This is a genomic window from Fibrobacter sp. UWH6, from assembly GCF_900142465.1.
In the GTDB taxonomy this organism is placed as follows: domain Bacteria; phylum Fibrobacterota; class Fibrobacteria; order Fibrobacterales; family Fibrobacteraceae; genus Fibrobacter.
This window is the reverse complement of sequence record NZ_FRAX01000038.1, coordinates 1-12,346: the sequence shown is the minus strand read 5'-3', so window position 1 is coordinate 12,346 and position 12,346 is coordinate 1. Positions and strand designations below refer to the sequence as shown.

8 protein-coding genes and 2 pseudogenes are annotated in these 12,346 nt (G+C 47.8%); 4 read left to right on the top strand and 6 right to left on the bottom strand.

All coding sequences use genetic code 11. From position 1 onward, the window contains the following. Window positions 1-165 precede the first annotated feature (165 nt). Window positions 166-1,359, bottom strand: coding sequence for a hypothetical protein (locus tag BUB73_RS16335; protein WP_073287517.1), 1,194 nt, complete (start codon window positions 1,357-1,359; stop codon window positions 166-168). Between the two features lie 162 nt (window positions 1,360-1,521). Between BUB73_RS16335 and BUB73_RS18095 the strand changes: the two are divergent. The 4 genes and pseudogenes from BUB73_RS18095 to BUB73_RS16315 all read left to right on the top strand — a co-directional run bounded on the left by BUB73_RS18095 (window position 1,522) and on the right by BUB73_RS16315 (window position 5,943). After that, window positions 1,522-2,322 (top strand): annotated as a pseudogene (locus BUB73_RS18095) (virulence RhuM family protein). Between the two features lie 218 nt (window positions 2,323-2,540). Continuing rightward, a complete protein-coding gene (locus tag BUB73_RS16325; RefSeq protein ID WP_073287514.1) occupies window positions 2,541-3,836 on the top strand; it encodes an aminotransferase class I/II-fold pyridoxal phosphate-dependent enzyme in 1,296 nt (431 codons plus the stop codon). Between the two features lie 230 nt (window positions 3,837-4,066). After that, window positions 4,067-5,356, top strand: coding sequence for a citrate synthase (locus BUB73_RS16320; RefSeq protein ID WP_073160268.1), 1,290 nt, complete (start codon window positions 4,067-4,069; stop codon window positions 5,354-5,356). 83 nt (window positions 5,357-5,439) lie between these two features. Beyond that, window positions 5,440-5,943 carry a hypothetical protein gene (locus BUB73_RS16315; RefSeq protein ID WP_175547674.1) on the top strand — a complete coding sequence of 168 codons (504 nt, stop codon included), beginning with the start codon at window positions 5,440-5,442 and terminating at the stop codon, window positions 5,941-5,943. Window positions 5,944-6,029: 86 nt separating this feature from the next. Here BUB73_RS16315 and BUB73_RS16310 read toward each other — a convergent pair whose 3' ends face one another. The 5 genes and pseudogenes from BUB73_RS16310 to BUB73_RS17475 all read right to left on the bottom strand — a co-directional run. Next, window positions 6,030-9,062: a discoidin domain-containing protein gene (locus BUB73_RS16310; protein ID WP_073287511.1), complete on the bottom strand. Its 3,033-nt coding sequence runs from the start codon at window positions 9,060-9,062 to the stop codon at window positions 6,030-6,032. A gap of 95 nt (window positions 9,063-9,157) precedes the next feature. Further along, window positions 9,158-9,643 carry a PIN domain-containing protein gene (locus tag BUB73_RS16305; RefSeq protein ID WP_073287509.1) on the bottom strand — a complete coding sequence of 162 codons (486 nt, stop codon included), beginning with the start codon at window positions 9,641-9,643 and terminating at the stop codon, window positions 9,158-9,160. Then, window positions 9,636-9,947, bottom strand: coding sequence for a UPF0175 family protein (locus BUB73_RS16300; protein ID WP_212668386.1), 312 nt, complete (start codon window positions 9,945-9,947; stop codon window positions 9,636-9,638). The genes BUB73_RS16305 and BUB73_RS16300 overlap by 8 nt, the downstream gene beginning before the upstream one ends. 163 nt (window positions 9,948-10,110) lie before the next feature. Continuing rightward, entirely contained in the window at window positions 10,111-11,550 is a 1,440-nt protein-coding gene (locus tag BUB73_RS16295) for an LlaJI family restriction endonuclease (protein ID WP_073287508.1), read from the bottom strand. Continuing rightward, a pseudogene (locus tag BUB73_RS17475) lies at window positions 11,543-12,346 on the bottom strand (hypothetical protein); the annotation flags it as partial. The gene BUB73_RS16295 and the pseudogene BUB73_RS17475, both read right to left, overlap by 8 nt.

Sequence of the window (12,346 nt, the reverse complement as noted above, 5' to 3'; positions counted from 1 at the left end):
ATGGATTTGTATAATTTTGACATGGGCTTTTTCTTCTGTTTTTTTTGGCGATTAAATTTTAGAAAATAGCCCATTTTTTGTTTAATTTAGGCGAATGTCAACAAAAAAGGGTGGCGAAGCCACCCACACATGTTGATGAAGAGCCTTAAAATTTGAGATTTTTGCCTATTCAAATTGGGTGACAATATCCAAAGAGCCACCTCGGCCATACTGATCCATATAGGTCAACTTCCACTGGACAGGATTTTCAGGGACCTTGCCAGAAATGTTGATTAGACGATAGGAAAACACCTTTGCATCTTCGGGGATTTTCCAGCCTTCACAAAGTCCAGCCATCATATCCGTTACATAAGAAGTTGACACTACTCCGCAGCCAAAATCATTAATCTCTGCTGTAATCGTTTGGTTGGAGATATCAAGTCCTCTATCTGGAGCATATTTCAGTTCACTGTAATATTCTACCATAAGTTTGTTGTAAGAAGACTTTTCACCTTGACCGGCCTCATAAATGTGCGCCTTCACGGCGTCCAACTCTTCCTTCGGGAATAAAGCCGAATAGTATTCCCGAGAATCCCCACGTCCCTTGATTCCTTGGCCATCGCGATAAAGTATAATTCCTTCAGGCAATCCATCCGCCTGCAATAGATAATTTCCTTCAAAATGAAATAAAGTTGAGCAAGGCTCGGCAGGTAAAACAGAGAGTTGTTCCAAGAAGCCATCCCTATCAAACTCGGGAATGTCTGCAAACGGAATGAATGTAGTAAGTGCGCTATCGCCAAAGTTTATATCCACCAGTCGCGTAATATCTGTGCTGGTGTGGAAGTACTCACTATAGGCGCCGTCCTTGTCTCTTGCGCTAACGCCAAGAATCCCATAACTTTGCGGGATATCAATTTGACCACCATCATAGGCAATACAGGAACGTTGTTCACAAAGAAACTTTCCTTCAGCTTCAAAGCGGCATTCGTCTCCGTTGAAGTACCCGGTGTCCAAGGACATGTCTGCGCGGGGATACAGGAATCGATAAATGGTCAGACGAGAGGAATCCACCATATCTTCACGCAACCAGACGAAGCTGCTGGATGAATTCGCTACAGGCTCAAGGTTCGATGCCGACAAAACAGCTGATTCCGAGTTAGGGCTGCTGGAGGAGGATTCATCCAAATCCTCAATTCCCCGATTTGGGTCAGGGACAGGCTCGGTCGTGGATGACATGTGGGAGGAACCACTTTCGTCCGTAGCGCTGGAGCCATTATCGTCGCCGCAGGCAATAAGCATTGTTGCCACGAACAACAGCATAGCGAGCTGAGCGACACGCGGTTTTGCGCTCAGAATAGTTCGCAGGCGGCCTATATTCATATGTTCTCCTAATTTATTCCCTTTTCTCAAAAAAAAATATAGTCAAAAAACACAGACTGTCATAATTTGACTTTTGCAATTTGTATATTTATCCCAGCCGGAAACGCCGGTTTTTATTACATCCCCCGACAGGGGCCCGCGAGTTTCCTCGCATCATGGGAAATGCGTTCCGCGGAGTTTCCGATGGAAAATCATCTGGAAAAAAAGCCTGAGAAAGGCGAAATCATCGCCTACCATGCCGATGGCGAATTGCATCTTGATGTCCGTCTCGAAAACGAAACCGCCTGGCTGACGCAGGCTCAAATTGCAGAGCTATTTGGCACAAAACGGCCCGCAATTACAAAACACTTAAAAAACATCTACGCATCTCAGGAACTAGATGAACATAGCACATGTTCCGTTTTGGAACATATGGGTAATGCAAGCCAACAGGTTTACGAAACGAAATACTACAATCTTGATGCGATATTATCCGTCGGATATAGGGTAAACAGCAAAAATGCAACCCTTTTTCGTCGCTGGGCAAACCAAGTCCTTAAAAACCACCTTCTCAAAGGCTACAGCATCAACCAGCGTTTGATGCTCTCGAAAAGCAAGTAGATTTCTTTGTCAAGCTAAACACGCCTCCCACAGAAGGCGCAATTCCTGCGAAATCCTGGTGGAGCGGCTACGAATTCGCAGCCCAGCTCGTCCGTTCAGCAAAACAAGAAATCATTATCATCGATCCCTATGCAGACGACAGGACTCTACGACTCCCGGCAAAATCTATTAAACCGTCAAAACCCCACCGTACAGGTCCTGAATATTCGAGATGTTCACGACCGTTTTATCATCGTCGACGACATAGTCTATCACGTAGGAGCATCCATAAAGGATTTGGGCAACAAGCTGACCGCATTTTCTGTTTTAGAATTTTTGACGAAAGAGCAATTGCTGAACATGATTCCTCTACAATCAACTTGATTTGCCGGGGGCGTTGCGGGGGAGCCCCCCCCCCCCCCTAAAAAATCACATTTTTCTTACAAACAAATATTGTAATACGATTTGTGAAAAAGACGAACATTTTTTTGCCGTTTTTGGGCTGTTTTTGTGTTCGCGGAAGTCCCCTCCTACCTTGCGAGTGGGGTCAAAAAAAACTAAATTGCCCCCGGTTAAACTAATTTTTCAACAGGACACGAAAAATGAACTACAATCCTCTCGCAGTTGCCTTGAACGCCGAACTTTCCGCAAACGGCTGCAAGGTCCTCGATATGCTCTCTGAACAGGGCAAGGCCATTTTCTTCCCCCGCAAGGGTATTCTTGGCCAGGGTGCCGAAGCCAAGGGCTCCGACATCAACGCTACCATCGGTACCGCTCTCGAAGACGACGGTTCTCCGCTGGTTCTGGATTGCGTTCTCAAGTCCCTGAACCTCCCCAAGAACTCCTTCCTCTACGCCCCCAGCTTCGGTAATCCGGACCTGCGTAAGGCATGGAAGGAACAGGTCATCAAGAAGAACCCCACCCTCGCTTCCAAGCAGTTCTCCAACCCGGTCGTGACCTGCGCTCTGACCCACGCTATCAGCTGCGCCGGCTACATGTTCCTGGACGCTGGTGACGAAGTCATCATTCCGGACCTGTACTGGGACAACTACGAACTGGTTTTTGAAAACGCCCGCGGCGCAAAAATCAAGACTTTCAATACCTTCAAGAACGGTGGTTTCGACACCGAAGCTCTCAAGGCAGCCCTCGCTGCAGGCAAGAGCGACAAGAAGGTCGTGCTCCTGAACTTCCCCAACAACCCCACCGGCTATACCGCTACCGAAACCGAAGCCGTGGAAATCGCAAAGATCCTTACCGAATGCGCAGCTGCAGGTAACAAGGTTGTGGCTCTGATGGACGACGCATACTTCGGACTGGTTTACGAAGATGGCGTCACTCGCGAATCCCTCTTTACAAAAATTGTCGACGCCCACGAAAACCTGCTGGCTGTGAAGCTGGACGGCCCCACCAAGGAAGACTACGTTTGGGGTTTCCGCGTTGGTTTCATGAGCTTCGGCTTCAAGGGCGCAACTGAAGCACAGCTGAAGGCTCTGGAAGACAAGGCCGCCGGTACCGTCCGTGGCAACATCTCCAACGGTCCGTCCATCAGCCAGAAGATTCTTCTCGCCGCCTACCAGTCTGCAGAATACGATGCACAGAAGGCTGAAAAGTACGCAACCCTCAAGAAGCGCTACGATATCATCAAGGAAGTCCTCGCTTCCCATCCGGAATACGCAGAAGCCTTCGAAGCCATGCCCTTCAACAGCGGTTACTTCATGTGCGTAAAGCCCAAGGGCGTCGACGCCGAAGAACTCCGCCAGAAGCTCATCAAGGATTACAGCACCGGCACCATCATGCTGAGTGGTCTTATCCGTCTGGCCTTCTCCGCAGTGCCTACCGAAAAGTTGGGCAAGCTCTTCGACAACATCTACAAGGCTGTCAAGGAACTGCAGAAGTAGGAGCGAAGCCATGAGGCTTTGAGGTATGAGGTCGGGCCTTCGGCCCTTTGAGGTTAGAGTCCGACTTCATTGCTTTAGTTTCATGGCATGGATTTTGCATAAGTACTTTGTGTTAGCTATCTTTGCAAAACACATTTTACGATGAACAAAAAGGTTTTGGCAAGAGGCCTCGCCCCTCAAAGCGAGCATCGCGAGCGACCTCACACCTCAAACCTCACACTGGAGGATCAATGTCCGACAACGCAATACTGAACTACAACGGAAAGAGCTTCGAGCTCCCCGTCTGTGAAGGTACTGAGAACGAACACGGTCTCGACATCAGCAAGCTCCGCAAGGAATCTGGCCTTGTAACGCTTGACTACGGTTACCTGAACACCGGTAGCACCAAGAGCTCTATCACCTACGTGAATGGTGAACAGGGCATTCTCCGCTATCGCGGTTACGCCATCGAAGACTTGGCTGAAAAGGCCACCTTCCCGGAAACTGCATGGCTCCTGATTTACGGCGAACTGCCCACATCTCAGCAGCTGTCCCATTTCCGCACCTTGCTGACCGAAAACGCACTCCTCCACGAAAACCTGCTGAGCTTCTTCCGTCAGATGCCGCCTAACGCCCACCCCATGGGTATCCTTAGCTCCATCGTGAACGCCGTGGGCTTGTTCACCCCCCGCTTCTACGACGACGAAAACATCGCCAGCGCTTTCGAACTCACAACCGCAGGTCTTATTTCCAAGATCCGCACCATTGCAGCCTTCTCCTACAAGGCTAGCATCGGTGAACCGTTTGTGTACCCGGAAGCAGAACGCAGCTACTGCAGTAACTTCCTGAACATGATGTTCAGCAGTAAGGCTCGTCCTTACCACCCGGATCCGATTATGGAAAAGGCCCTGAACACCTTGCTCATCGTTCACGCCGACCACGAACAGAACTGCTCCACTTCTACCGTCCGTATGGTGGGCAGCTCCCAGGCAAACCTTTACGCTTCTATCTGCGCAGGCATTTGCGCCCTGTGGGGCCCGCTCCATGGTGGTGCAAACCAGGCTGTGCTGGAAACCCTGCTCCGCATCCAGGAAAGCGGCATGACCATCGACCAGGTCATGGCCAAGGCCAAGGACAAGAACGACCCGTTCCGTCTTTCCGGTTTCGGTCATCGCGTCTACAAGAGCTACGACCCTCGCGCCAAGGTTCTTAAGAAGCTGATGTACCAGGTCTTCGAACGCGAACACGTTCACGACCCGCTGCTGGACATCGCCCTGAAGCTTGAAGAAGCCGCCCTGAAGGATGAATACTTCATCGAACGTAAGCTGTACCCCAACGTGGACTTCTACTCCGGTATCCTGTACCGCGCCATGGGCATCCCCACCGACATGCTGACTGTGATGTTCGCTATCGGTCGTCTGCCCGGCTGGATTGCCCACTGGAAGGAAATGCACGACGATCCCAACTCCAAGATCAACCGTCCCCGCCAGATTTACACTGGTTTCAACGCAAGACCTTGGGTGGACCGCGAAGCTCGCTAAAAACGTTGCAACAGCACCCTTATCAAAAAGCTGCAGTTTATTAAGCTGCGGCTTTTTTTATTTTGAGATTATCAGCCAAGAAAATGAAGATGAAAATTTTATCCCTTATATCAACAATCGCCCTTTGCGTATTGGCAGGCTGTTCCGACGACAGTTCATCCCCGTCAAACAGCACCAACGGCAACAATATTGAAGACTCCTGCACGGAATCCCCCATGACGGTGGAAGAAATGAAAACCCTTCTTGAAAGTTTCAAATTTTCCACCACAACACCGGGCGTAGAAACCCTTGACGCAGAAACTCCCATGTATAAGGTTTCTCACAAGGAATTCAATACCGCCATGTGCGACACCACCTACCCAGCCATCATGCAGGCTGCCGGATGGACAGAAGAGGCTTCAGAATCCGTAGGCTCAGGAAACTTCGTTTCATTCGTGGGCTACCGCTACATCAAGAAATATGGTTGTACCGACATAGCCGTCTCCTTCATATGCCGGGACGGCATCGAAACCGGGACCACAAACTTTTATGTAGAATACCTGAAGAACGCACGCAAGGAACATTTATTCGTAGGAACATACGAATAAACACTACTAAATACAATTCTTGAAAAGAAAATCCGAGCTTTTGCAGCCCGGATTTTTTATTTAAAGTTCTTCCGAAACCGTGAAATTTACCGCAATCTTCTCAGGCCCTTGGGCATGGGAACTTCCTTCCCGTCTTCCTGCAGCAGGTAGATGTTGTCGAGGCTGATGAAACCCTTGCCACTCCAGCGGGCACGGAAGGCGAAGTTCTTGATTTGCCTCGGATCCAGCTGGGGAACGTTCTTGCCCCAACCTTCCTGAGTCATGTTTTCCCAGATGAGAGTGTCGCGTACCCAGTTGCCGCGGGTGTTTTTCAGACGGACCATGAACTCGTCGTAATCCTTCACCTGTTCCGACATAATCTGCAGTTCGATGTAACCGTCGGGATTGTTGTGGTTGGTGGAGTAATCGAAGACAATGCCCACGGAGTTCTTCACTTCGGGAGGCAGCACATAGTAAGCGCCGGAGTAGTTGGGCCAACCCAGTTCAGGAGGTTGCTCAATAATCCAGTCATGACGGATATAACCACCCAGGGGCGGATTGCCGTTATAGACCTTGGCGTCCATGGAAGTGGCGTTATCGCCATTCACCACCGGGAACCAATCTACAGCATCCAGGCCATTATCAAAGTTTTGCATGCAGCTGGTGGTACGGTAAGCGCCACGAACACGGAACGGAATCTTCTGCACAGTCTTCTTGCCGCCAAGACCTGTAACCGTCAATTCCATTTCCGGAAGCTTTTCCGTTGCGGCGGTAATCTTTGCAGTTTCCGGCACAGGGACCTTCACATGGAAGCTTTCGATGGACGCGTTCCACTTGCCGTCATCGGGCGTAATATTCACCGTCTTGGAACCGCCCTTGGGGCCAAAATCAGGAATCTTAATGGATGCGCCAGTAATTTCACCATCCTGCTGGGTGACTGTCCCGAACAAGTCCAGGGTATCGCCACGCATCATGACCTTCTTTTCAAGAGCTGCGGCAAGGACTACAGGCGTTGCGGCATTCTTTGCGGAGGCCTTGTCAGCCCCAACAACGCGGGGATTGATTTGCACCACCGCCATACCGAAAGGAGGAATCATAACATCGCGGGACTTTGCCGGATTCAGGCGGCGGCCACTGGGACCCATTTTCGGATAGGGATAGGCATTCTTGCCATCACCAATCCACTTGAACTGATCTTCGCCAAACACGTCCACTTCAATGCGGGAATTTTCCTTCTTGGATCCCACGGAAGCGCGATCAATTTGTACAACCTGCGCAACGTCAGACAAATTTGCCAAAAGAACACGGGCCGAGTCGCCAGCACCTGCAGCACCCTTCTTCGCCAAGGCATAAGCCACAACTTCAGAATTGGAACTTTCCACAGGAACCACAGCAAAGCCGTCTTCCAGGAACTGCTTGAAAGTCATATACACGCCGTAGTATTCCGCAGTAGGTTCCAGAGACTTCCACTTGTTCCAGGAGCCTTCCTTCACCAGGGCCGTCATACTGATGGTACCCCAAGTGTCATCGGGACTCTTAAAGAGGTTGCCGAAAGCATCCCAGGGAAGCACCTGCAGGCGGTCGCCAAAGCGCACCGCATGCTGCGCAAAAATCATGGCCATGGCCGTTGCCTGGGGGTAATCCATCAACAGGCTGTAACCCTGAACGTTGGTGCTGAATTCCGAAAGGAACACCCGACGCTTCTCTTCGCCAGAAGCAGAAGGAACCTTATCCACGCCAGGCAAGTGACGCTTCATCCAAACGTCCAGCGTATCCATATTGTGGCCCACATCCAGCATTGCCTTCAGCATGTCCTTGGCGTTGGCGCCATTGGGAGTCCAGTACGGGTAATTATGCAAGTCCACTGCATCCAGGTAGCGCTTGCCATCGGCAATTTCCGCCTCCCCCACAATACGGAGGAATTCTTCCATCCAGTACTTTCCATCCAGAATGCCTGCGCCCTTCTGCATCATCTTGTGAGTACTGAGCAGCGGGCCGTGAAGCATGATCGTGGGGTCCACCGCCTTCATGGCGCGGGCATATTCCAGATAACGGGCCGCATAATGGCGGGCAGAAATGGGGCCAGATTCTTCCCATTCGCCGTCAAGTTCGTTACCGATTTCCCACTGCTTAATATTGTAACCCTTCACCTTGTTGGCGTAACGCACCCAGGCGGCAGCCTCCTTGGAAGTGCCCGTACCCGCGTTCACGCAAATCACAGCCTGGGCAGGCTTGCCGTCAGCAGACTTGGGCAGGCCATTAATGTAGGTCATGAATTCTTCGAAATGCCAGGGAATGTTGGTCCAGTCGGTACGGGCCTTGTCGCCGTTGCGGGTAGACATGGCGTACATCTTGTATTCATTTCCGGCCAGCAGGTCCTCGCCATTGCTGAACATCTTCATCTCGCGAATCTGCACACCCTTGCCCGGCAAGTCCTGCAACTTAAAGCGGATGGCCACGTAGCGGGTACGCACAGTCTTACCCTTGTACATGGTTTCGGCGCCAGTCACCTTCACCTTGGCTTCCAACTTCAGGTCGTTGGTCAAAGCCTGATGAACGCCCGGATATTCCGCATAATCTGTAGTCCAGTATTCATACTGGAAAGCCTTGGGGCGCAAATCTCCCCAGCTAATCTGCAGGGAATCAATGTTCTTCTTTTCCGGGAATTCCACCACAACCCAGGGCAGGTCATTGGGGTCCAGAATTTCGCCCCACCAAATGGTATTCATGTTGCCATCGGCCAGGTGGCTGCGACGGACAAAACCGTAGTTATCCTTAGTGGTGCCGCGATAAATAGTCTCGCCCAAGAAACCCGGAGCATACTTGCCTTCTTCTTCCGTAGAAATCCAGAGGCCAGTGCTGTCGTACTTGCCAATACCATTCCAGTGGTAGTCATTACTCAAGCTGCCGTTGGGGAAACGGAACAAAGTGTAACCGCCATCCACCAGGGCGTCGGTCATATCGTAATAACGGCTAGGCGGATTCCAGATAGCCAAATCCGCAGACATCATATTATTCTTGCTGATCACCACACCCGGCTTGGTATCATCCACCTTAATCACCGTCTGTGCCGCTTGGGCGGTACCCGCCAATCCAAGAGCAGCAATCATCGCCGCCGACAAAACAAATTTCTTTTTCATAAAACTTTTCGGATTTTTATTTCAGATTTTATAATAACAATCTAAAAAAAGCAAGAGTCCCTATTGGCCTGCCAGAATGAAGATTTTATCAAATATCAAATTTCTCCAGCTTGCTGCAAAACCAAGGAACGGATATCATCGCCAATAAAAAATCCAAGATTTTCAAGATCTTTTAAAACTGGCGTAACACGCGGGACCAAACCATTTCGTTTCGCCTTCAAAATAACCCCCAACGTCCCTGTTACTGTCAATCCAAGAAATTTTGCAGTTTTCTTGGCTGCATTATCATCAATAATAACTAAATCCGCTTTGGGAGATTGCATAGCTAGAAGCATAACTTCAACCTCCCCATCGTGTAACTTCGCTTGGAAAATTCTTCTATTGATCGGATCCAATACTCGCTCGACATGAATCCAACCAATGTCACTAATCTGCTTACTCGCCGCATCATTTTTTTCGCAAACCTCACGAAATACAGCTTGCGGAATCACAACATCCCCATACAACTGGCGCAACAGCTCCAGCCGATTTAAATTTCCAAGGACAATTAATGGAGTGGAATTGATAATAACTCTAGGCATTTTTCATTTCTTCCATAAACTCATTTGCATCATCAAAATGGAATATGGAAATGCCTCGGCTACCAAGGAACTTTATAAAATCCTCTTCGGTCATTCCCGCGATTTCTGCGCAATATCCAACAGAGACTCCATGATTCTTGTAGAATTCAAGCGCAACAACACGTTTAGCTAAGGAAAGTGCACTTTCCTTATTCATGCGCGTATCAAACAGCACTTCTTCTGGAATGTCCATGGATAATTGGCACACGGGGAACCTCTGCCGTACAATATACGTTAAATCCGTGGCGTTTGCAACTTCATTCATCTTAACTCCTTCCCCACATACAAGCTTAAAATGCGGGACACAACACAAGTACTCATTCGAGCACCGTAAATATAAATTGCAAATTATTCCTTGTCAAGAGCTATTTTTCAAAAATTCTTGAACACCTCAAACTTGACTTCATGGAATTTCAAGATTGGCACCATCATGCGTTAATTTCTTTTGTTGCGTATTCCAGGATGCTTTCTGCCCCGGATCTCACAACTTCCGCCAATCTGAATTGAGCAATTTCGTTGCGACGGTAGTTTCGCATTACGGACTTCATGTCAAGGCAAACGCAAGCGATATAGTGGTAAGGGCGTTTCTCACAAATATTCTGCTTTTCGGTATCATCCTTTTTGGAGATAACTTTCCATTCCCCGTAAATAAAGCCTTTATTTTCCATACCGAAAGGCAATACGTTTGATTTCGCATAATACGGAATGATAAATGCATTGAAATTTTTATCGGCTTTTATACCCATATGGTTTTCAACATATTCCGCATACGCCATCTGCTTGCAGACAGATTCTGCACCGGGCAAGTAACGGGTTTCATTCTTTACTCCAAACTTATAATACTTGGAGTCAAGAATAAAGACGGAATCGCCAAGCTTCATGATTGTATCGGGACGCAAAGTGGAGCGTCTGCCATCTCCCTTGTCATCGTCGTAATCAATGATTTTCCCTTCTACACTCTTGGAATTCATCGCAATGAATTTCAGATGGGGATTGTATTTCGTCTTGTCGCTAACATTCCCGAAAATACTATCGATCATTCCTTCCCAAGCGTGATCGAACTTTTTAAACCCGAAGCAGATTTCAGAATCATCATTGACAAGGGTCTCCTTATTTTCAAAGAAATCCACAACAGTTAGTAACGAATGAAATAATTCCAGGAACTTGTCATTGAATGTTGATGCAATTTTATCTTTCAGAACTTCAACAAAAAGTTCGTAATCAAAATCCAGTTCCGGTGAATCAAATTCATCTTCGATAACGCCCAAAAAAGGACCGATTAATCTTGCTGCCTCATAAACACAGAACTTATGAATAAGCGTAATCAGGCTGTCTTGTTTGTAGTTTGTTCGTCGTGTAATCAAGTTGAGGTATACAACGCTGTGGTTGTCGTCTTCGTCTTTTACTACTTGAGGCTTGATTCGCTTTATTGTTCGTGACCAGCTTATTTTCCCAGACCAACCCTTTTTATAAACCGTTTCTGTTTCCGCAAAATAACCATAGTCCAAATAATATTGTACAATGGAGAAGAATGCTTTAATCGGAAAACCCGTTTTCAAGTCACTTTTTTCATTGTCAGGGAAACGATTTTGCAGAGAAACGTCATTGATGATAGAAATCAATCTCAAAAAATCTGATTTAAGTTCTGCATCCAGTTTTTCGACTTCGGAGTCATCATGATCTGGACGATATCCGCGAGGAAAGTAAATCCTAGGTTCAAAGGAATCCTGTTCATCCGCTTTTCTTATCTTCACGCCGACAAAAGTTTCGTCTTCGTCAAAAGAAGAAACTGCCGGATCAAAGTAAACGCAAAAATCCTTGAAGGATTTCTGACGTTTAACGGATTTGTGAATAGCGGAATTATCCATTTCTTAAGACGTTTTTTTCGTTTTCTGATATTTTGAAAATCGTATCAAACGCATCAAACCCTTTGAGTTTATATGATTCGCCGTCCATTTCTTCAAAGGCGTCAATCAAGTCCGAGAGGGACTTGAACTTGTCCTTGTTGAAAATATTGTTTGCCGCATTGCGCTTAAAAACATCGTCCCATAAATACTTGATAACTTTCTCGGCGAAATCTTCCCTTGAAATGTCTTCAAATTTAACGACAGCTCCATTTGCATCTTTTTCTTTGACAGAAGTGCTTATGAACCATCCGCCAAGACATTTGTCGTCTGCTTTTGAAATTCCATTTTCTGGCAATAGGATTTTTTCGTTTACCCAGTCTCGAAATTTACCCCAACAAACTTCGGTGCCATCAATCTGAATATTGTATTGAGCCTTACCTGGAAAGACTTCGTTGGAAAGTTTATTGCGAATCATCCTAGACTTGAATCTACGCTGGAACGCATTATCCGTCGCTATCACATTTTGGTCACTTGTGTTCATTGTCGCGTAGATGGATAGATTTGGCGGAAGACGGATTGAAGTGTAGTTTTCCAGTTTGATTTTTTCACTATAAGAAACACTTTCGTCGTATTCTACGGTTTCGGGATTGTTTGTGTCTATTTGACGGATGTAGCCATTGACATCGATATTGTCGATTCCGTAAGAACTCCAACCTTCTCCGTACTCGTTTCCGGTTGAATTATCAACGGCGTCGCCAGGCTTGATGCGGTCCAGCAGTTGGAAAGCCTCTCCAAATATTGCCGCTGCGTTTCCGCG

Coding starts and splice junctions, on each gene's coding strand:
- BUB73_RS16335 (WP_073287517.1), bottom strand. CDS start 1,359: ATGAATATAGGCCGCCTGCGAACTATTCTGAGCGCAAAACCGCGTGTC.
- BUB73_RS16325 (WP_073287514.1), top strand. CDS start 2,541: ATGAACTACAATCCTCTCGCAGTTGCCTTGAACGCCGAACTTTCCGCA.
- BUB73_RS16320 (WP_073160268.1), top strand. CDS start 4,067: ATGTCCGACAACGCAATACTGAACTACAACGGAAAGAGCTTCGAGCTC.
- BUB73_RS16315 (WP_175547674.1), top strand. CDS start 5,440: ATGAAGATGAAAATTTTATCCCTTATATCAACAATCGCCCTTTGCGTA.
- BUB73_RS16310 (WP_073287511.1), bottom strand. CDS start 9,062: ATGAAAAAGAAATTTGTTTTGTCGGCGGCGATGATTGCTGCTCTTGGA.
- BUB73_RS16305 (WP_073287509.1), bottom strand. CDS start 9,643: ATGCCTAGAGTTATTATCAATTCCACTCCATTAATTGTCCTTGGAAAT.
- BUB73_RS16300 (WP_212668386.1), bottom strand. CDS start 9,947: ATGAATGAAGTTGCAAACGCCACGGATTTAACGTATATTGTACGGCAG.
- BUB73_RS16295 (WP_073287508.1), bottom strand. CDS start 11,550: ATGGATAATTCCGCTATTCACAAATCCGTTAAACGTCAGAAATCCTTC.